Origin of the sequence: Streptomyces sp. NPDC046261 (assembly GCF_040646235.1) — a bacterium.
Classification (GTDB): Bacteria; Actinomycetota; Actinomycetes; order Streptomycetales; family Streptomycetaceae; genus Streptomyces.
In genome coordinates this window covers 88,076-108,290 of the sequence record NZ_JBEYZU010000004.1, presented here as the reverse complement: position 1 = coordinate 108,290, position 20,215 = coordinate 88,076, and the positions used below count along the sequence as shown (strand labels likewise).

Below are 20,215 nucleotides of genomic sequence, written 5' to 3'. Positions count from 1 at the left end.
TCGGCTGGGCCGTCTTCTGGTTGGTCACCGGGCATTCCTCCGCGCGCTGCGGTTGTTGAGGTCCGCGATTCTCGCCCGCAGCTCGTCGTTCGCCGCGGCGGGCCGGACGTCGCAGCGCGACGCTTCCCACTCCTCCCTGCTCGCTAGGTCGCGCAGCACCACCCGCCCGTCGCTCGCCCTGATGGCCTCGCCGACGCAGTTCCGTCCGACGTCGACCACCCACGTCCCGGTCTTCGGAGCGGCGTTCACCGGGTCGCGTTCGCGCGGTGGGGCTGGCGGGGGACGAAGTTGATGCCGCGTGCAGATACGACGGCGGTGTAGGGGGGTGGGTCCGTGGTCCTGGGGCAGTGCGGGGGCTTGCGCGGGGGCGGTGAAGGAGTGGGGATCGGGGCGAACAGAGCCCTTACCTGGCGGAACCAGCGAGCGACATGGTCAGTCATGTCGACGCTTCTTGTTAGCGTTGGCCATGTCCCGGGGCCGTTCACGCGGTCGCCGGGGTACTGCCTGCCTCCGTGTCGAATCCCCTTTGGCCACGCGGGAGTTGACTGGCCTTGACTAAACTTGAAGGCCGGAGTCAATGCTTAGGGGTTCACTGTGAGCGACTTCGCTGATCCGGCCCGCCGCGCTCTGTGGGACAGCGGCTACTCGATGGGCGCGGCAGCGCGGGCGATCAACTACGACCTTGCCTACCTCTCCCGTGCACTGAAGGGGAAGCAGCAACCTTCCCCGAAGTTGGTTGAGAGCTGGACTTGCTGGTCGGGGTGGAGGGGGCGTGGGCCGGTCTCCTGCTGGGGGCGCCTTCTCTCCGCGCGAGCGTCGACGACGAAGCCATCGACAGCGAAATCGCGCACATGCGCGCCGCAGTCGCCTACTTCATGGATCACGACAACCGCTACGGCGCCGACGTCATCGCCCCCGCTGCTGTACAGGCGTGGCGTGCCGCCCAGCGCAAGCTCGACAGTGGTGCTGTTCCCGCGCGCCGGTTGGTGAATGCCTGTCAGTCGTCGCTGAGCTGGCGCAGGTCGCTGGATGGCTTCTCTTTGATGCAGATCAGCGGGCAGATGCTCGCGCGGCCTTCTTGGAGGCGTGCGTGCTCGCTCATCACCCCGGGGACCGCCCGAAGCTGTGGTTCGCGCTGGACATGCTGGCCATGCATGGTGTCCAGGAAGGCCGTCCTGGGGAGGTGTTGCGCATTTCTGAAGAGTTGCTGTCGGAGCTGCGCCTTCCTCCTCGTGTTGGACTGATGGCTCGGGTGCGCAGGGCGCGGGCGCTGGCCGACATCGGCGACCAGACTCGCGCCCTGTCCGAGTTGGATGTGGCCCGGGTCGCCCTGGAGGATTCGATCGGCCCCCGAGACCCGTCGTGGACGTGGTGGATCAACGAACTGGAGTTGGCGGGCCACGAAGGCGAAGCCCTGCTGACAGGGGGCGACGCCGACTGGGCGCTGACCGGTCTGCAGCGTGCACATGAGCTCAGCGAGGATTTCGTTCAGGGTGGCCGAGGGACGCTCTACTACACAGTCTCGATACTGACCGCCTATGCCAGGGCGGGGGACTGGCCCGAGTGCGAAGCGACGTTGATCTCCCTCCCCACGATGCTGGAAGTGGTGAACTCCGGCCGCAATCGCCACGGGCTGCGGACCACGCTGCGCGAGATCGAGTGCACCGCCGAAGCCCCCTCATGGCTGAAGGACCTCGCACGGGATGTGGCAAGCACGCCGCAGCTCGCCACTGCTTGATCACCTGCGTAGGGGAGCGGCAGCCACTGCCGCTTCCCTACAGACAGTGCTGATCAGCCCGCCGTCCGTCCCGACGCTCCGTGCCCGCTCCGGTCGGCTTTGGGGGAGCGGAACCAGGCCGTGCCCTCCTTCTTCAGGCACCCGAGCAGGATCGGGGCCGCGAAGACGACGGTGCTCAGGGGCAGCGCACCGTCCACGACGAGGCGCAGCGCATCCTGGGCAACGATGATCGCGCCGAGTGCCACAGCGCCGTTGCGAATACCGGTTCCACCGGTGCGGAATCGGGCGGCGAGGAAGAAGGCGGCCACGCCCCCGGTGAAGGTCATCGTTCCGGTGACGACGTCAGGTGCGCCTTCGAGGCCCACGGCCGTCGCAGCGAGGATCAGTGCGCCGACGGGTATGCCGAAGGCGGCGAGGACGAACAGCGATATGCGTGCGCTTCGCACCCCGAGAGGCAGGGGTCCGCGGGGCGGTCGGGTGTTGCGCGGGGTCGCTTCCAGCGGGGTCACAGAGTCCTTTCCCAAACGTGCTTCCGTGTGCGCAGCGCTACTGTCGGTAAGGGCCCCAAGGCCCACTCTGGGGTTCGGCGGCATCACACGGTAGGTTCTTACGTGCCATGAATCTCGCATACATCCCCAGCCCGTCGACCGGAGTGGTCCACCTCGGGCCGGTCCCGCTGCGCGGCTACGCCTTCTGCATCATCATCGGCGTCTTCGTCGCCGTCTGGCTCGCCAACCGGCGCTGGGTAGCGCGCGGCGGCAAGGCCGGGACGGTGGCGGACATCGCCGTGTGGGCGGTGCCGTTCGGGCTCGTCGGCGGGCGGCTCTATCACGTGATCACCGACTACGAGCTGTACTTCGGCTCGGGCCGGAACTGGGTGGACGCCTTCAAGATCTGGGAAGGCGGCCTGGGCATCTGGGGCGCCGTCGCGCTCGGGGCGGTCGGGGCGTGGATCGGGTGCCGGCGGCGTGGGATTCCGTTGCCGGCCTGGGCGGATGCCGTCGCGCCCGGGCTCGCGGTGGCGCAGGCCATCGGGCGCTGGGGCAACTGGTTCAACCAGGAGCTCTACGGCAAGGCCACCGATCTGCCCTGGGCGCTGAAGATCGACGCGGACCCGGCGATCGGGCGTGAGGCCGGTACGTACCATCCGACGTTCCTGTACGAGTCGCTGTGGTGCCTCGGCGTCGCCGCGCTGGTGATCCTCGCCGACCGCCGCTTCAAGCTCGGACACGGGCGGGCCTTCGCGCTGTACGTCGCCGCCTACACCGTCGGGCGCTTCTGGATCGAGTACCTGCGCGTCGACGAGGCCCACCACGTGCTGGGGCTGCGCCTCAACGGCTGGACCTCCATCGTCGTCTTCCTCGCCGCCGTCGCCTACATCGTGATCTCCGCGAAGAAGGTCCCCGGGCGGGAGCTCGTGGTGGAACCCGGTGCCCTTGAAGGCGCCGAGGAGACCGTCGAAGGCTCCGAGGGGGGCGCCGCGGACGTGCAGCGCTCGCCGCGCAAGCCCGCCACGCCCTCGAAGCCGTCCAAGGAGAAGAAACTCTGACGCGGTCCGACGCGGCGCGTCGGACCTGGCCCCCACGGATTACGCCGTGGGGGCCTTTTTGCCATCGCTGGCTGGAACCGTTCGTTCCGCTCGCCGTGATGTTCCCGCTCCCACCGCAAAACCGCAGGTCAGGGCGGTAAGTTCGGCCTTCCTTGCTAGCGGATCAGCCCCGTTCGTGCGTACCGTCGGGTGACGGAGGGGTGGGGCGAAGGGCCCGTGCCCCTGGGGAAGGGAGCGTTCGCAGAGATGGCTGTCCTGGATACGGCCGCGGCGACACATGCCGCACACCGTGACAACCACACCCACCGTGATGTGAACGGTGGCTGGCTGCGGCCGGCGGTGTTCGGGGCCATGGACGGACTGGTCTCCAACGTGGCCCTGATGACGGGCGTCGCCGGCGGCACCGCCTCCTCGCAGGCCATCGTCATAGCCGGCCTCGCCGGCCTCGCGGCGGGCGCGTTCTCCATGGCGGCCGGCGAGTACACCTCCGTCGCCTCGCAGCGCGAACTGGTCCTGGCCGAGCTGGCCGTGGAGCGGCGCGAGCTGCGCAAGCACCCGGGCGACGAGCTGGCGGAGCTCGCCGCGCTGTACGTCTCGCGCGGCGTCGAGCCGAAGCTGGCCCGCGAGGTCGCCCGGCAGCTGTCGCAGGACCCCGAGCAGGCGCTGGAGATCCACGCCCGCGAGGAGCTCGGCATCGACCCGTCCGACCTGCCCTCGCCCACCGTCGCGGCCGTCTCCTCCTTCGGCTCCTTCGCGCTGGGCGCCCTGCTGCCCGTGCTGCCGTATCTGCTGGGCGCCACCCAGCTGTGGCCCGCGGTGCTGCTGGCGCTGGTGGGGCTCTTCGCCTGCGGGGCTGTCGTCGCCCGGGTGACGGCCCGGTCGTGGTGGTTCAGCGGGCTGCGGCAGTTGCTGCTGGGCGGGGCCGCGGCAGGTGTGACGTATCTCCTCGGTATTGCCTTCGGCACCGCCGTCGGGTAATTCTTATGCGCGCTTCCGCATAACGTGCGTGTTTCTCCGCGGTTTCAGCTCCTCGGCGACTGGGCACAATCCGGAAGCGCAGCGGGCAACGCCGCCCGTGCTGTGCTGATTCTCCGGCGCGGCCGGGCCTGGCGATCCCAGGAATTCCGGAGCGCCCGCCCCATAGGTGTCCACATGATGGACCACCCCTTCCACTTTCTGAGAAGCGCTCCATCATGTAGCTGCACCAACCTTCTTCAGCGAGGGCCAACGTCGTCCCTCGGCACATGCCTCTGACATGACTGCCAGACGACGACGGGAGCGCCGATGCGCCACGCATCCCACCCCGCCCCGCAGGGGATGTACGACCCTCGCGACGAGCACGACGCCTGCGGCGTGGGCTTTGTCGCGACTCTCACGGGCGAGGCGAGCCACGAGCTCGTACAACAGGCGCTCACCGTCCTGCGCAACATGGAGCACCGCGGCGCCACCGGCTCCGACCCCGACTCCGGCGACGGCGCGGGCATCCTGATGCAGGTCCCCGACGCCTTCCTCCGGGAGAGCGTTCCCTTCCAGCTTCCGCCCGCCGGCTCGTACGCCGTCGGCACCGGCTTCCTGCCCGCCGACGAGCAGGAGGCGGCCGCCGCCGTCTCGCGCATCGAGACGATCGCGGCCGAGGAGGGCCTGACCGTCCTCGGCTGGCGCGAGGTGCCCGTCGCCCCCGACCTGCTCGGCGCCGGCGCCCGCGCCACCATGCCCGTCTTCCGGCAGCTCTTCGTGAGCGACGGCGTGAACACCGGCATCGCCCTCGACCGCAAGGCCTTCGTCCTGCGCAAGCGCGCCGAGCGCGAGGCGGACACCTACTTCCCCTCGCTGTCCGCCCGCACCCTCGTCTACAAGGGCATGCTCACCACCGGGCAGCTGGAGCCGTTCTTCCCGGACCTCTCCGACCGCCGCTGCGCCACCGCCATCGCGCTCGTGCACTCCCGCTTCTCCACCAACACCTTCCCCTCCTGGCCGCTCGCCCACCCCTACCGCTTCGTCGCCCACAACGGCGAGATCAACACCGTCAAGGGCAACCGCAACTGGATGCGGGCCCGCGAATCCCAGCTGGCCAGCGAGCTGTTCGCCGGTGACGGCAGGAGCATCGAGCGGCTCTTCCCCGTCTGTACCCCCGACGCCTCCGACTCCGCCTCCTTCGACGAGGTCCTGGAGCTGCTCCACCTCGGCGGGCGCTCGCTGCCCCACAGCGTGCTGATGATGATCCCGGAGGCCTGGGAGAACCACGCTTCCATGGACCCGGCCCGGCGCGCCTTCTACCAGTACCACTCCACCCTCATGGAGCCCTGGGACGGCCCGGCCTGCGTCACCTTCACCGACGGCGCCGTCGTGGGCGCCGTCCTGGACCGCAACGGTCTGCGCCCCGGCCGCTACTGGGTCACCGACGACGGCCTGGTCGTCCTCTCCTCCGAGGTCGGCGTGCTCGACATCGACCCCGCCAAGGTCGTTCGCAAGGGCCGTCTGCAGCCCGGCAAGATGTTCCTCGTCGACACCGGCAGCCACCGCATCATCGAGGACGACGAGATCAAGGCGGCCCTCGCCGCCGAGCAGCCCTACCAGGAGTGGCTGGAGGCCGGCCTGATCGACCTGGCCGACCTCCCCGAGCGCGAGCACATCGTGCACACCCACGCCTCGGTCACCCGCCGCCAGCAGACCTTCGGCTACACCGAGGAAGAGCTGCGCGTCATCCTCGCCCCCATGGCCAAGTCCGGCGCCGAGCCCATCGGTTCGATGGGCACCGACGCGCCGATCGCCGCCCTCTCCGAGCGCCCGCGGCTGCTCTTCGACTACTTCACCCAGCTCTTCGCCCAGGTCACCAACCCCCCGCTGGACGCCATCCGCGAGGAGCTCGTCACCTCGCTGATCTCCTCCCTCGGACCGCAGCGCAACCTCCTCGACCCCACCGCCGCGTCCTGCCGCAGCGTCACCCTGCCCTTCCCGGTCATCGACAACGACGAGCTCGCCAAGCTCATCCACATCAACGCCGACGGCGACCTGCCCGGCCTGAAGGCCGCCACGCTCTCCGGCCTGTACCGGGTCTCCGGCGGCGGCGAGGCCCTGGCCGCCCGCCTGGAGGCGATGTGCGCCGAGGCCGACGCCGCCATCGAGGACGGCGCCCGCCTCATCGTGCTCTCCGACCGGCACTCCGACGCCGAGCACGCCCCCATCCCGTCCCTGCTGCTGACCTCGGCCATCCACCACCACCTCATCCGCACCAAGCAGCGCACCCAGGTGGGGCTGCTGGTGGAGGCCGGTGACGTCCGCGAGGTCCACCACGTCGCGCTGCTCATCGGTTACGGCGCGGCGGCGGTGAACCCCTACCTGGCCATGGAGTCCGTCGAGGACCTCGTCCGCGCAGGGACGTTCCTGCCGGACCTCGCCCCCGAGGACGCCATCCGCAACCTCATCAAGGCGCTCGGCAAGGGCGTCCTGAAGGTCATGTCCAAGATGGGCATCTCGACGGTCGCCTCCTACCGGGGCGCCCAGGTCTTCGAGGCCGTCGGCCTCGACCAGGACTTCGTCGCGACCTACTTCCAGGGCACCGCCACCAAGATCGGCGGCGCCGGCCTGGACGTCATCGCCCGCGAGGTCGCCGCCCGGCACACCAAGGCCTACCCCGTCACCGGCATCCCCGCCAGCCACCGCCGCCTCGACATCGGCGGCGAGTACCAGTGGCGCCGCGAGGGCGAGCCGCACCTGTTCGACCCCGACACCGTCTTCCGGCTCCAGCACTCCACCCGCGCCCGCCGCTACGACATCTTCAAGCAGTACACCCAGCGCGTGGACGAGCAGTCCGAGCGGCTGATGACGCTGCGCGGGCTGTTCTCCTTCAAGAGCGACCGCACGCCCGTCCCCCTGGACGAGGTCGAGCCCGTCAGCGCCATCGTCAAGCGCTTCTCCACCGGCGCCATGTCGTACGGGTCCATCTCCCAGGAGGCCCACGAGACCCTCGCCATCGCCATGAACCGGCTGGGCGCCAAGTCCAACACCGGTGAGGGCGGCGAGGACCCCGAGCGCCTCTACGACCCCGCCCGCCGCTCCAGCATCAAGCAGGTGGCGTCCGGCCGCTTCGGCGTGACCAGCGAATACCTGGTCAACTCCGACGACATCCAGATCAAGATGGCCCAGGGCGCCAAGCCCGGCGAGGGCGGCCAGCTGCCCGGCCACAAGGTCTACCCCTGGGTCGCGAAGACCCGCCACTCCACCCCCGGCGTCGGCCTGATCTCGCCGCCCCCGCACCACGACATCTACTCCATCGAGGACCTCGCCCAGCTCATCCACGACCTCAAGAACGCCAACCCCGCCGCCCGCATCCACGTGAAGCTGGTCTCCGAGGTCGGCGTCGGCACGGTCGCGGCGGGTGTCTCCAAGGCCCACGCCGACGTCGTGCTGATCTCCGGTCACGACGGCGGTACGGGCGCCTCCCCGCTGACCTCGCTCAAGCACGCCGGCGGCCCCTGGGAGCTGGGCCTGGCCGAGACCCAGCAGACGCTGCTGCTCAACGGCTTGCGCGACCGCATCGTCGTCCAGACCGACGGCCAGCTCAAGACCGGCCGCGACGTGGTCATCGCGGCCCTCCTGGGCGCCGAGGAGTTCGGCTTCGCCACCGCGCCCCTCGTCGTCTCCGGCTGCGTCATGATGCGCGTCTGCCACCTGGACACCTGCCCCGTCGGCATCGCCACCCAGAACCCCGTGCTGCGCGAGCGCTTCAACGGCAAGGCCGAATTCGTCGTCAACTTCTTCGAGTTCATCGCCGAAGAGGTCCGCGAGATCCTCGCCGAACTGGGCTTCCGCACCCTCGAGGAGGCCGTCGGCCAGGCCCAGCTGCTCGACACCGCCAGGGCCGTCAGCCACTGGAAGGCCCAGGGCCTGGACCTCGCACCCCTGCTGCACGTGCCCGAGCTGCCCGCCGGCGCCGTCCGGCACCGCACCACCGCGCAGGACCACGGCCTGGCCAAGGCGCTCGACAACCAGCTGATCAAGCTCGCCGCCGACGCCCTGAACACCGTCGGCGCCGAACAGGCCCAGCCCGTCCGCGCCCAGGTGCCCATCCGCAACATCAACCGCACCGTCGGCACCATGCTCGGCCACGAGGTGACCAAGAAGTACGGCGGCGCCGGGCTCCCCGACGACACCATCGACATCACCTTCACCGGCTCCGCCGGCCAGTCCTTCGGCGCCTTCCTGCCGCGCGGCGTCACCCTGCGCCTGGAGGGCGACGCCAACGACTACGTCGGCAAGGGCCTCTCCGGCGGCCGCGTCATCGTCCGCCCGGACCGCGGCGCCGACCACCTCGCCGAGTACTCCACCATCGCCGGCAACACCCTCGCCTACGGCGCCACGGGCGGCGAACTGTTCCTGCGGGGCAGCGTCGGCGAGCGGTTCTGCGTCCGCAACTCCGGCGCCACCGTCGTCTCCGAAGGCGTCGGCGACCACGGCTGCGAGTACATGACCGGCGGCCACGCCGTCGTCCTCGGACCCACCGGGCGCAACTTCGCGGCCGGCATGTCCGGCGGCGTCGCCTACGTCATCGACCTCGACCCCGACAACGTCAACAAGGAGCTGGCCGACGCCGTCGACACCCTCGACGCCGACGACCGGCAGTGGCTGCACGACGTGGTGCGCCGCCACCACGAGGAGACCGCCTCAACCGTCGCGGCGCGGCTCCTCGCCGACTGGGACCGGGCCGTGACCCGCTTCCGCAAGGTCATGCCGACCACGTACAAGGCAGTGCTCGCCGCCAAGGACGCCGCCGAGCGAGCCGGTCTCTCCGAGACCGAGACCCACGAGAAGATGATGGAGGCGGCGACCCATGGCTGACCCGAAGGGCTTTCTGACCACCGACCGCGAGGTCGCCCGCACCCGTCCCGTAGCCGAACGCGTCCGTGACTGGAACGAGGTCTACGTCCCCGGCTCCCTGCTGCCCATCATCTCCAAGCAGGCGAGCCGCTGCATGGACTGCGGCATCCCGTTCTGCCACAACGGCTGTCCGCTCGGAAACCTCATCCCCGAGTGGAACGACTACGCCTACCGCGAGGACTGGGGCGCCGCCTCCGAGCGGCTGCACGCCACGAACAACTTCCCCGAGTTCACCGGACGGCTGTGCCCCGCCCCGTGCGAGTCCGCGTGCGTGCTGGGCATCAACCAGCAGCCCGTCACCATCAAGAACGTCGAAGTCACCATCATCGACAAGGCGTGGGAGGCCGGCGACGTCACCCCGCAGCCGCCCGAGCGCCTGTCCGGCAAGACCGTCGCCGTCATCGGCTCCGGTCCCGCCGGCCTCGCCGCCGCCCAGCAGCTCACCCGCGCCGGCCACACGGTGGCCGTCTACGAGCGCGCCGACCGCATCGGCGGGCTGCTGCGCTACGGCATCCCCGAGTTCAAGATGGAGAAGCGGCACATCAACCGCCGCATCGAGCAGATGCGCGCGGAAGGCACCAAGTTCCGCACCGAGGTGGAGATCGGCCGCGACATCGACGCCGCCAAGCTGCGCGGGCGCTACGACGCGGTGGTGATCGCCGCCGGTGCCACCACCTCCCGCGACCTGCCCGTCCCCGGCCGCGACCTCAAGGGCATCCACGTCGCCATGGAGTACCTGCCGCTGGCCAACAAGGTGCAGGAGGGCGATCTGACGGTCTCCCCGATCAGCGCCGAGGGCAAGCACGTCGTCGTCATCGGTGGCGGCGACACCGGCGCCGACTGCGTCGGCACCGCCCACCGCCAGGGCGCGGCCTCCGTCACCCAGCTGGAGATCATGCCCCGGCCGGGGGAGGAGCGGAACGCGAGCCAGCCCTGGCCGACCTTCCCCATGCTCTACAAGGTCACCTCGGCCCACGAGGAGGGCGGCGAGCGCGTCTACTCCGTCTCCACCACCCACTTCGAGGGCGACGAGGACGGCAACGTCCAGTGGCTGCACCTGGTCGAGGTCGAGTTCACGGACGGCAAGCTCACGCAGAAGCCCGGCACCGAGCGTCGCATCCCCGCCCAGCTCGTCACCCTCGCGATGGGTTTCACCGGCACCGACCGACAGAACGGTCTCGTCGAGCAGTTCGGCCTCGCGCTGGACGAGCGCGGCAACATCGCCCGTGACGCCGACTACGCCACCAACGTCCCCGGCGTGTTCGTCGCCGGCGATGCCGGCCGCGGCCAGTCGCTCATCGTCTGGGCCATCGCCGAGGGCCGCTCCGCCGCCCGTGGCGTGGACCGCTATCTGACCGGGAGCAGCACCCTGCCGGCCCCGGTCAGGCCGACGGACCGCGCCCTCAGCGTCTGACCCACCGGCCGCCGAGCACGCGGCCCGCCGTACCCGGCGCCTGCCTCACCCCCCGGCCGAGGCAGGCGCCGTTCCGCGTCATACCGGAATCAGTCGGCGGAGCGCACCGACATGTCGCTGAACACCACCCGGGCGTCCTCCGTGTACGCCCCGACGTTGCCCCGCAGATACGGGCGCTCCTTGTCCTCGTAGGCCACGAGCCCCCGCCCGTCCACGCTCACCTCCATCCGCGCCCCGCGCTGCCCGACCCGTACGTCCGACCACTTGCCCACCGGGAAGCGCTCCGCGCCGGTCGCCAGGAACCGTTGCCCGCCCGGATAGGCGGGGTCGCGCTTGCCCAGCTCCCAGCCGTTGGGCTTGAGCGTGATGTAGTAGAAGTGCTCGGGATCCGTATAGCCCCACACCAGCCACGGCACCTCCCACGGATTGGGTTCGGGGGTGCGCAGCTGGGCCTCCGTGCGCATCCGCGCCCGGTAGTTCACGTCCCCGTAGCTCTCTGTGGAGACGATCAGCCCCGCGTGGGTCTCCTCCGGCACCTTCGCGGGCTTGGGGGAGAGGGCCACGCCGTCGTGGCGGCCGATGTTCACGCCGTGGCCGTCGAAGACCGACCGCCAGGGGCCGTGGACCGATCCCTCGGCCCACGGCGTCGCCGGCTCTCCGCTGTCTTCCCACATGCTGCTCACGGCCACTGCGATACCCGCCACCAAGGCGGCCGCGAACAGGGCGAGGGCGAGAAGCCGGCGATCTCTCGTCATGCCGTCGAGTATGACCCCGGACCGTCGGGCTGTGTGGCGATCACGGCATCAGGTACGGGCATCGCGTCGGCGTCGGCACCGAAGTCCTCCGCCAGCTGGGCCACGATGCGCTCCGTGGCACGACCGTCACCGAAGGGGTTGCCGGCCGTCGCCATGCGCCGGTACTCCTCCTCGTCGTCCAGCAGGCGCACGGCCGCGTCGAGGATGGCCTGCGGTTCGGTGCCGACCAGCTTGGCCGCCCCCGCCTCGACGGCCTCGGGCCGCTCGGTGGTGGTCCGCAGGACCAGGGCCGGCTTGCCGAGGCTGGGGGACTCCTCCTGGATGCCGCCCGAGTCGGTCAGCACGAGGTCGCAGCCGGCGAGGGTGGCGGAGAAGTCGACGTAGCCCAGCGGCTCGACGACGCGGATGTTCGGGTGGCCGGTCAGCTCCGGCAGCAGGGCCTCACGGACGGCCGGGCTCTTGTGCAGCGGCAGCACGAGCTCCACGTCGCCGCGGTCGGCGAGCTGCCGCAGGGCCTTGCCCATGGCCCGCATCTTCTCGCCCTGGTTCTCCCGTCGGTGCAAGGTGACCAGCACGCGCCGCAGATCGGTGCGGAAGAGGTCGGTGCCGGTGTCCTGTTCGAGGACCCACAGCAGGTTGTCGATGACGGTGTTGCCGGTGACGAACACCTCGGCGGCCGGCACCCCTTCGGCGGTCAGGTGGCCGGCCGCGCGCGGGGTGGGCGCGAAGTGCCAGCGGGCCATGCGCCCGATGAGGCGGCGGTTGAGCTCCTCGGGGAACGGGTTGTCCAGCACCCCGGTGCGCAGCCCGGCCTCCACGTGGGCGACCGGGATGTGCTCGTAGAAGGCGGCGAGGGCGCCGGTCAGCGCGGAGGTGGTGTCGCCCTGCACGATGACGACGTCGGGGCGCTGCTCGCGGACGACCTCGCCCAGTCCGTCCACGAGGCGGGCGGTCAGGGTGGACAGTTCCTGCCGTTCCCGCATGACGTCGAGCTCGACGCGCACCTCGACCTGGAGGAGTTCGAGCATCTGGTGGAGCATCTCGCGGTGCTGGCCGGTGGTGACGACGATGGGGTCGAAGAGCGGCGAGGCGGCCATGGCGCGGGCGACGGGCGCGAGCTTGATGGCTTCGGGCCGGGTGCCCAGCACGAGCATGGCGCGTACGGGCGTGGTGATGACGTTCGGGGACATGGGTCTCCCTCGGAAGTACCTTCGCTTGGCTGGTGGTGGGTGGCGCTGCCGGTCCTCCGGCGGGCGCGCGCCGGTTCCTCCGGCGCGCGCGGGTGCGGGTGTCAGGTGCGCGCGGTCTTGAGCCAGGTCTGCTTGCCGGTGAGCATCCGCCACAGGCCCCACCATCCGGCGGCGAACCAGATGTAGCCGTAGATGACGAACACGTGGGAGAGCAGAATCGCGCGGACGAGCCCGAGTCCTCGCTCGCGCCGGGAGTAGACCCAGCCGTAGGCGTACGCCGCGGTGAACGACAGCACGTACGGGCCGACGATCCACATGGGCGAGATCAGCGCGTGGCCGGCCTGGATGGAGCCGATGACGGTGCCGGCCACGGCGACGAGGAAGGACAGCGGCAGCAGTGAGGTGAGCAGGATCAGCACGGGGCTGGAGAGGTGGTACAGCAGGTCCACGGCGGCCTTGGTGGGCACCTCGCGCAGGATCAGCGGGACCAGCCCGGCCGACTGCAGATGGCCCTGGAACCAGCGGGAGCGCTGGCGTACGAGCCGGCGGACGTCGAGCACGGCCTGCTGGGAGACCGCGGCGGTGGTGCAGTGCTGGTTGGTCCAGCCGCGGGCGATGAGGCGCACCCCGAGGTCGAGGTCCTCGGTCAGGGAGTCGCTCCATGGTCCCCTGCCGCTTCCGTCGCCGAGGGTGTCCAGCGCGGAGAGCCGCATGAACTGGCCGTTGCCGCCCATGCCGACGCTGCCGAAGTAGCGCCGGGCCGACTGGAAGATGTCGCCGTAGATGACGAATTCCATGTCCTGGAGCCGGGCGAGCAGGCCCTTGTGCCGGTTGTACATACGCACGCCGACCTGGGTGGCGCCGGTGCGCGGGTCGTCGAAGTAGGGGTCGACCGCCTGGACGACGTGCGGATCGAGCCGGCCGTCGGCGTCGACGACGCAGACGATGACGTCGCTCGGGTCGCGGCCGTCGAGGAGGCCGGATTCGCGCAGGTGACGGATGCCGTCGTTGAGGGCCGCGCCTTTGCCCTTGCGGGCGTTGGGAAGGTGCCGCTGCAGCAGCCGGACCCGGTCGGGATCGGCGGCGCGGGCGATGGCGGCCGTGCGGTCGTCGGAGGCGTCGTCGATGACCAGGGCCATGAAGTTCCCGGCCGGCAGGGCGGTGATGCGGGCCAGGCTCTCGGCGAGAACCTTTTCCTCGTTCAGACAGGCGAGGAGAAAGACGTAGAGACGTTCCGCGCGTGGGCCGCGGTCGCGGCGGACGCGACGTCTGGAGAGGACGAAGAGTGTGCTGTTGTAGCAGCCGGCCATCACGATGATGGCAATGCTGGACCAGAGCAGGACTTCGGTGATCATGAACGGTCACCGGAGCTTCGGAGCACGAACCAGAATTTGGCCGAAAGAAGTACGGCGGCTATCGCGCAGTAGAGCAGGAAACCTGCCCCCGCCGCTTCCTGCAGTCCCCTGGCAAAGGGTATGCCCGGCATAACTTCTGGGGCTGCCGTCAGCCCGGCCAAAGGCAGGACTGTCCCCAGAGCGGGTTTTCCGTACATGAGTTCCCCCCGGATTCCGCCTCACTTGAGGCGTGCGCTGGGAAGGTATCAGACCGAGCGACCTGTTCAGTGCTTCATGGTGAGAGATGTTGAATCGGAACAGTAAATTCTGTGTACCAACCGGTAGTTATGCCTGCTGGAGTCAGTCGTGTGACTGATGGGATCTTTGGTCTGAACCAATTCGGCTGTCCTTTATTGCCCGGTCCGGACCAGGGCTGTCTATTGACACCCCCTCAGGGGGCCCACAAGAATCAGCCAACTGTCGGGGCCTGCCCGTTCGGGGAAGGAAACGACAACAGCTGGTCAACCAGGGGGGAACAACAATGGAAAACACGCGAGGGAGAGCGGGGATTTCCCGGCTCTCGCTCATCCTGGCCCTCATCGCCGCCCTGCTGGGCGGCGTCGCGCTTTCCACGGGCGCCGAGGCCGCGATAGGCAGGGACGACAAACCCCGGCCCCCGCACGGCCTCAAGGGCATCAGCTCCGCCTCGCTCTCGGGGGCGAGCACCAAGGACCTCAAGGCATGGGCCGGCGCCCGGCTGGCGAACGACCGCAAGCGCCGCGCCGGGACGCTCGCCGTCCGCCCCGCGCCCGCCCCGAAGACGACCGTCAAGGCCACCACCGCCGGGACGCTCGCCGCCCCGGCCGGCCCCTCGGCGCTCGTCCTCTACGACACGACCGGCCCCTACGGCCACCTCGGCGAGCTCTACGCCATGGCGATCTCCAACCTCGCCGGCCACTTCGGCACCGTCACCGCCAAGCCGGTCTCCGCCTACACGGCGGGCATGGTGGAGCAGTACACCTCCACCTACTACGTCGGCTCCACCTACTACGGCGGTTCCCTGCCCGACGCCATCCCCGCCGCCTTCTACCAGGACGCGCTGAAGACCACCAAGCCCGTCAACTGGATCGGCGACAACATCTGGGGCATGGCCAACGCGGTCGGGGTGGAGAACTTCAAGAAGAAGTACGGCTGGGACCCGACCAACTCGTTCTTCGAGACCAACGGCAACGTCGGCAACGTCAACCAGGTCACCTACAAGAACCAGACGCTGACCCGGAAGATCCCCGCCGGCTTCGACGGCGGAGTGCTGCACCCGGCCGTGGCCGACGGCGATGACTACCCGGACATCACCGAGATCGCCCAGGCCAAGGACGCCAACAGCGGGGCCACCTTCCCCTGGGCCCTGCGCTCGGGCAACCTCACGTACGTCGGGGAGATCCCCTTCAGCTACGTCTCCGAGACCGACCGCGTCATCGTCTTCGAGGACCTCCTCTTCGACGGTCTGGCCCCCGCGACCGCCGAGCGCCACCGGGCGTTCGTACGGCTGGAGGACATCAGCCCCGACTCCGACCCGGCGAAGCTGCGGGCGATGGCCGACTACCTCCACTCGCAGAAGGTCCCCTACGGGATCAACGTCGTCCCGGTGTACACCGACCCCAAGGGCGCCTACAACAACGGCGTGGCCAAGACGGTCACCCTGGCCCAGGCCCCGGAGGTCGTCTCGGCGCTGAAGTACATGCTCCAGCGCGGCGCCATCTTGATGAACCACGGCTACACACACCAGTACAAGAACGTCAACAACCCCTACACCGGGGTCACGGGCGACGACTTCGAGTTCTTCCGCGCCCACGTCGACGCCTCCGACAGCGTCATCTACGACGGGCCGGTCGCCGAGGACTCCACCGTCTGGGCGCAGTCCAGGGTGACGTCCGCCCTCGCCGCCTTCACCGCCGCGGGCCTGCCCAAGCCCACGCTGTGGACGACGCCGCACTACGCCGCCTCGGCCACCGACTACCGGGTCTTCGGCAAGAACTACACCGCCCGGCTTGAGCGTTCGCTGTACTTCTCCGGGACGCTCAGCGGCCAGGCGGTGAACTCCAGCCGATACATCGGGCAGTTCTTCCCCTACGCGGTCAAGGACGTCTACGGTACGACCGTGCTCCCCGAGAACATCGGCAACTACGAGCCCGTGCCGTACAACAACCACCCGGCGAGGCTGCCGGCCGACCTCATCGCGTCGGCCAAGGCCAACCTGGCCGTCCGTGACGGCGTGGCGAGCTTCTTCTACCACCCGTACTACGACGTGGAGCCGCTGAAGCAGACGGTCGAAGGCATCCGTGCCCTCGGCTACACCTTCGTGGCCCCCGCGGCTCTCACCCAGTGAACGCGATGAGGAGGACGGCCGCCGCGCTGGCGGCGGTGGCCGTCCTCTTCGTCGCCGGGTGCTCCTCGTCCGGCGACGGCGACGGTGACGGCGGTCCCGCCCCGACGCCCGGCGACCGGAGCGGCCGGCCCGACGACAGGAAGGTGAGCGGATTGCGGGGCGTCACGCTCCCGTCGTGGAACACCGACGACTACAGCAGTCCCCAGGCGGGAACGTATCTGCGCCAGATCGCCGCCACCGGTGCCCGGTGGGTGACCTTCACCCCGACCTGGTACCAGGGCCGCGTCACCGACTCGGCCATGCGCACCACGCGGGAGACCGCCGGCGACGACAGCCTGCGCCACATCATCCGCCTCGCCCACGCGGCGGGGCTCAAGGTCATGGTCAAGCCCCATGTGGACCTGACCAAGGGCGGCGACCGCGGCGAGATCCGCCCCCGCGACCGGGACGCCTGGTTCGGCGCGTACCGGCGCTTCATCACCCACTACGCGGACCTGGCCCAGGACACGGGCGTCGAGCAGTTCTCGGTCGGCACCGAGCTCGCGGGCACCTCGCAGGACGGCGAGCGCTGGGGCCGGACCATCGCCGCGGTCCGCGAGCGCTACAAGGGCCCGCTGACGTACGCCGCCAACTACGACGAGTACCAGAAGATCTCCTTCTGGAAGGATCTCGACGTCATCGGCATCGACGCGTACTGGCCGCTGGCCGACAAGGCGACGGCGGACCCGGCCCGGCTGCGGCAGGCATGGCAGCCGATCACCGAGGAGCTCGCCGCCTTCTCGCAGCGACAGCACCGCAAGATCCTCTTCACCGAGGCCGGTTACGTCAGCCAGCGCGGCACCACCACCGCCCCCTTCTCCTGGACGGTCAGCAAGCGCGCCGGCGAGGACGAACAGGCCGCGGCGTACGAGGCGTTGCTCGCCGCGTTCGAGGGCAAGCCGTGGTGGGCGGGCGTGTGCTGGTGGATGTGGGACGACTGGCCGGACAGCGGCGAGACCGCGAAGAGGCTGTCGTACACCCCGCACGGAAAGCCGGCGGAGAAGATCCTGCGCAAGTGGTGGGCCCGCTCGTGAACCGCTAGGTGTCGCACTCCAGCACCGTCCGGCACAGCGCGCACCGCGCCCGCAGCCGCCCGCGCACCGGCACGCGGATGCGCTGGTGGCACGTCGGGCAGGGGAAGCTGACCCGTAGCGGATCGGCGCCCTCGAAGGCGTACCCGGCACCGGCGGACGCCGCCCGTGCGCGCCGGTCCCGTGCGTACCGGTGGTGCCCCAGCCGCCCGGCGGCCGCCAGCGGGGGCCGCCGGGCGTCCCGGCGGGCCCACTCGCGCCCCCGCACGTAGGCGTCGTAGGCCTGCGGGCTGGTGAACCACGGCGAGGGGTCCTCGCCGAAGGCGAGGGCGCGCTTGGCGAGGACGTAGCCGAACTCCTCCGGCGTGAGATACCCCAGCTTCTGCGTCGAGACCTGCGACTCCCGGTAGGCGTCGAGCAGCAGCCATCCCGCGCCGAGGTAGGCGGCGGTGGTGTCGGTGAGGATCTCGTTGTCGCGCGTGCCGGGGAACTCCAGGCCGAGCCGGTGCAGATAGACGTGCGTCACCTCGTGCGCGAGCGCCGCGCCGATGTCGCGGCGGTGGGCCTTGAAGCGGGCGTTGAGCTCGATGAAGTACTCCGGCCCCGCCGCGAGTTCGACGCTGCCCGCGTGCACCATCTCCCGGAAGCTGACGATCATGCGGGCGTCGGGCAGGCGCAGGTGCCGGACCATCTCGCCGGCGACGCGCTGGACGCCCAGGTAGGGGTCCTCGTCGTCGTGGAAGGCGACGCCCGCCGGCGGCACGCTCGCCCCGAAGGAGCGCACTCCGTCGTAGGAGAGCCGCCTGTACAGCGCCGTGATCGCCGACCGCACCGTCTCCACGTGCGGGAAGCCGTGCTCGATCGCGATGTCCGAGCCCACGCGTGACCACCCCCGTGCGGTTGCCGGTGCCCCTCCACTGTACGGGCGGCGGCCTTCGCCGACTGGCCGAAAACGCGGCTAGGTCAGGGGTGTCGCCCGGCCCGATAATCGCCAAGCGCATTGTCATGAGCCCTACAAGACCCCCACCCCACCCGGCCATGCGGTGCGCACAACCTCCCACGAAAGGAAGACCGTTGCGCAACTACCTCAAGGTGCTCAAAAGATGCACCGCAGTGGGCGCGGTCGCCCTCGCCGCGTTCAGCCTCCAGCCCTCCGCCGCCCAGGCACAGGACGACCCCGGGCCCCGGCCCGGTCCCGGAGTCGTCGGCGGCGAGCCCGCCGCCCAGGGCGAGTTCCCCTTCATGGTGCGGCTGTCGATGGGCTGCGGCGGCGCCCTCTACACCCAGCAGATCGTCCTGACCGCCGCGCACTGCGTGGACGGCAGCGGCGCCAACACCTCCATCACCGCCACCGCGGGCGTCGTGGACCTCCAGTCCTCCCAGGCCGTCAAGGTCAAGTCCACCCGCGTCCTGCAGGCCCCCGGCTACAACGGCGTCGGCAAGGACTGGGCCCTCATCAAGCTCGCCCGGCCCATCAACCTGCCCACCCTCAAGATCGCCGACAGCACGGCCTACAACGACGGCACCTTCACCGTCGCCGGCTGGGGTGCCACCCGCGAGGGCGGCCCGCAGCAGCGCTACCTGCAGAAGGCCGAGGTCCCCTACGTCGACGACGCCACCTGCGAGGGCGCCTACGGCGGCACCCTCACCCCCGGCGAGGAGATATGCGCCGGCTTCCTGGAGAAGGGCGGCGTGGACACCTGCCAGGGCGACTCCGGCGGCCCGATGTTCCGCAAGGACGACGCCGGCGCCTGGATCCAGGTCGGCATCGTCAGCTGGGGCCAGGGCTGCGCGCGCCCCGGCTACCCCGGCGTCTACACCGAGGTGAGCACCTTCGCCTCGGCCATCAGGTCGGCCGCGGCCAGTCTCGGCTGAGCCCCGGCCCGCACCCCGGCACCCCACGCAATCCGACCGCCCGTACCGGCCCGCCACGCCGTCCGCTGACCCGGACGGCCCAGCCCCGGTACGGGCCCCGGCGGCCCGTCCGCGACCCCGGGGGACCGCACTTTGGTATGACCTGGACGGGCCCCGGTCATCCTTTCGGCCGAGACGAGAATGGTCGGACAGTCGAGGTGTGCGGCACATAAACGTCCGTAACGTGAAGGCGTGCCCGTCGAAGAACCCGGCGGGCGCAGCCAGAGCCGACCGTTACGGAAAGGCACCTCCCGTGTCCGTGAAGTCCCGCATCGCCGCCGCCACCGTCCTCACCGCCGCCGTCGCGGCCGTGGCGTACCCGACGGCGACCGCCTTCGCGGCCGACAAGCAGGACCACGACACCCGCCCCCGGCACACCACGGTCCAGCAGGTACGGCTGCCCGACGGCAGCCGGGCCAGCCTCACCTCCGGCGACGGCCGCACGAGCGTGACCGTCACCAGCCACGGCAAGCAGCTGCGCACCTTCGACACCGCCCGCCCCACGGCCGACCTCGACCGGCTCCACCTGCGCATCCTCGGCGGTGACAGCTCCCGCCCCACCCTGCGTGCCCAGCTCGACGGCAGCCGCCTGACCCACTACTACGACTTCGCCTCCGGCACCCTGCGCCACACCCCCGAGGCGGCCGGCACGGCCGGCACGGCCGGCACGGCCACCGCGGCCGCCCACCGGACCGGCGCCTTGGCGGACGGTGCCACCGCGCAGGCCGGGACCAAGGCCGGGGCCCGCCCCACCACGGGCCCGGGCAAGCCGCCCCATCACTCGTCCGGCAACCCCGTCAAGCGCGTGGTCGAGGCCGGCCAGGTGATCAAGGCCAGCCACGATGTCGGTGACGTCGGCACCCCCGTCGTCGCGGGCGGCGTCGCCCTGCTGGCCGTAGGCGCCGGTGCCTACGGCGTACGTGTCGCGCTGCGCCGCGGCGGACGCACCGCGGACTGACCGGCACCGGCTACGACCGGCCGGACCGTA

At 70.4% G+C, this 20,215-nt stretch carries 15 protein-coding genes; 9 read left to right on the top strand and 6 right to left on the bottom strand.

Translation table 11 applies throughout. The features are described 5' to 3' along the window. Positions 1-24: 24 nt before the first annotated feature. The gene (locus tag ABZ956_RS09880) at positions 25-249 is read right to left on the bottom strand and encodes a hypothetical protein (protein ID WP_361889662.1); all 225 of its coding nucleotides are present in this window, start codon (positions 247-249) and stop codon (positions 25-27) included. Between the two features lie 841 nt (positions 250-1,090). On the opposite strand from ABZ956_RS09880, the gene ABZ956_RS09875 reads away from it, so the two are divergent. Further along, positions 1,091-1,738, top strand: coding sequence for a hypothetical protein (locus tag ABZ956_RS09875; protein WP_361889659.1), 648 nt, complete (start codon positions 1,091-1,093; stop codon positions 1,736-1,738). Between the two features lie 53 nt (positions 1,739-1,791). Here ABZ956_RS09875 and ABZ956_RS09870 read toward each other — a convergent pair whose 3' ends face one another. After that, on the bottom strand, positions 1,792-2,184 hold the full coding sequence (locus tag ABZ956_RS09870) for a hypothetical protein (protein WP_361889657.1): 393 nt from the start codon (positions 2,182-2,184) through the stop codon (positions 1,792-1,794). Between the two features lie 170 nt (positions 2,185-2,354). Here ABZ956_RS09870 and lgt point away from each other — a divergent pair, with 170 nt between their 5' ends. From lgt to ABZ956_RS09850, 4 genes are all read left to right on the top strand, one after another. Then, on the top strand, positions 2,355-3,287 hold the full coding sequence (gene lgt / locus ABZ956_RS09865; protein WP_361889654.1) for a prolipoprotein diacylglyceryl transferase: 933 nt from the start codon (positions 2,355-2,357) through the stop codon (positions 3,285-3,287). Positions 3,288-3,533: 246 nt separating this feature from the next. After that, entirely contained in the window at positions 3,534-4,265 is a 732-nt protein-coding gene (locus tag ABZ956_RS09860) for a VIT1/CCC1 transporter family protein (RefSeq protein WP_361889651.1), read from the top strand. A 306-nt stretch (positions 4,266-4,571) separates the two neighbouring features. Beyond that, positions 4,572-9,125 carry a glutamate synthase large subunit gene (gltB, locus tag ABZ956_RS09855; protein ID WP_361889648.1) on the top strand — a complete coding sequence of 1,518 codons (4,554 nt, stop codon included), beginning with the start codon at positions 4,572-4,574 and terminating at the stop codon, positions 9,123-9,125. Then, entirely contained in the window at positions 9,118-10,578 is a 1,461-nt protein-coding gene (locus ABZ956_RS09850) for a glutamate synthase subunit beta (RefSeq protein ID WP_361889645.1), read from the top strand. The genes gltB and ABZ956_RS09850 overlap by 8 nt, the downstream gene beginning before the upstream one ends. 89 nt (positions 10,579-10,667) lie before the next feature. Here the strand turns inward: ABZ956_RS09850 and ABZ956_RS09845 are convergent, their stop codons facing one another. The 3 genes from ABZ956_RS09845 to ABZ956_RS09835 all read right to left on the bottom strand — a co-directional run bounded on the left by ABZ956_RS09845 (position 10,668) and on the right by ABZ956_RS09835 (position 13,878). Next, positions 10,668-11,333, bottom strand: a complete 666-nt coding sequence (locus ABZ956_RS09845; protein ID WP_361889642.1) for a calcium-binding protein — start codon at positions 11,331-11,333, stop codon at positions 10,668-10,670. Continuing rightward, the gene (gene wecB / locus ABZ956_RS09840) at positions 11,330-12,523 is read right to left on the bottom strand and encodes a UDP-N-acetylglucosamine 2-epimerase (non-hydrolyzing) (protein ID WP_361889639.1); all 1,194 of its coding nucleotides are present in this window, start codon (positions 12,521-12,523) and stop codon (positions 11,330-11,332) included. The genes ABZ956_RS09845 and wecB overlap by 4 nt, the downstream gene beginning before the upstream one ends. Before the next feature lie 101 nt (positions 12,524-12,624). Next, complete coding sequence (locus tag ABZ956_RS09835) at positions 12,625-13,878, bottom strand: glycosyltransferase (protein ID WP_361889637.1); 1,254 nt, start codon at positions 13,876-13,878, stop codon at positions 12,625-12,627. Between the two features lie 520 nt (positions 13,879-14,398). Between ABZ956_RS09835 and ABZ956_RS09830 the strand changes: the two genes are divergently transcribed. Together ABZ956_RS09830 and ABZ956_RS09825 are read left to right on the top strand one after the other, a co-directional pair. Further along, a complete protein-coding gene (locus ABZ956_RS09830; protein WP_361889634.1) occupies positions 14,399-16,243 on the top strand; it encodes a polysaccharide deacetylase family protein in 1,845 nt (614 codons plus the stop codon). A 5-nt stretch (positions 16,244-16,248) separates the two neighbouring features. Continuing rightward, the gene (locus tag ABZ956_RS09825) at positions 16,249-17,316 is read left to right on the top strand and encodes a hypothetical protein (RefSeq protein WP_361889632.1); all 1,068 of its coding nucleotides are present in this window, start codon (positions 16,249-16,251) and stop codon (positions 17,314-17,316) included. A 4-nt stretch (positions 17,317-17,320) separates the two neighbouring features. On the opposite strand, the gene ABZ956_RS09820 is transcribed toward ABZ956_RS09825, so the two are convergent. Beyond that, positions 17,321-18,193: a hypothetical protein gene (locus ABZ956_RS09820; protein ID WP_361889629.1), complete on the bottom strand. Its 873-nt coding sequence runs from the start codon at positions 18,191-18,193 to the stop codon at positions 17,321-17,323. Between the two features lie 194 nt (positions 18,194-18,387). Here ABZ956_RS09820 and ABZ956_RS09815 point away from each other — a divergent pair, with 194 nt between their 5' ends. Both ABZ956_RS09815 and ABZ956_RS09810 read left to right on the top strand, forming a co-directional pair. After that, complete coding sequence (locus tag ABZ956_RS09815) at positions 18,388-19,188, top strand: serine protease (RefSeq protein WP_361889626.1); 801 nt, start codon at positions 18,388-18,390, stop codon at positions 19,186-19,188. Positions 19,189-19,480: 292 nt separating this feature from the next. After that, on the top strand, positions 19,481-20,185 hold the full coding sequence (locus tag ABZ956_RS09810) for a hypothetical protein (RefSeq protein WP_361889623.1): 705 nt from the start codon (positions 19,481-19,483) through the stop codon (positions 20,183-20,185). Positions 20,186-20,215: the final 30 nt, after the last annotated feature.

Excerpts from the sequence above, each read along its gene's own strand:
- gltB (WP_361889648.1), top strand. The coding sequence starts at position 4,572 with ATGCGCCACGCATCCCACCCCGCCCCGCAGGGGATGTACGACCCTCGC.
- ABZ956_RS09825 (WP_361889632.1), top strand. The coding sequence starts at position 16,249 with ATGAGGAGGACGGCCGCCGCGCTGGCGGCGGTGGCCGTCCTCTTCGTC.
- ABZ956_RS09850 (WP_361889645.1), top strand. The coding sequence starts at position 9,118 with ATGGCTGACCCGAAGGGCTTTCTGACCACCGACCGCGAGGTCGCCCGC.
- ABZ956_RS09860 (WP_361889651.1), top strand. The coding sequence starts at position 3,534 with ATGGCTGTCCTGGATACGGCCGCGGCGACACATGCCGCACACCGTGAC.
- ABZ956_RS09835 (WP_361889637.1), bottom strand. The coding sequence starts at position 13,878 with ATGATCACCGAAGTCCTGCTCTGGTCCAGCATTGCCATCATCGTGATG.
- lgt (WP_361889654.1), top strand. The coding sequence starts at position 2,355 with ATGAATCTCGCATACATCCCCAGCCCGTCGACCGGAGTGGTCCACCTC.
- ABZ956_RS09830 (WP_361889634.1), top strand. The coding sequence starts at position 14,399 with ATGGAAAACACGCGAGGGAGAGCGGGGATTTCCCGGCTCTCGCTCATC.
- ABZ956_RS09845 (WP_361889642.1), bottom strand. The coding sequence starts at position 11,333 with ATGACGAGAGATCGCCGGCTTCTCGCCCTCGCCCTGTTCGCGGCCGCC.
- wecB (WP_361889639.1), bottom strand. The coding sequence starts at position 12,523 with ATGTCCCCGAACGTCATCACCACGCCCGTACGCGCCATGCTCGTGCTG.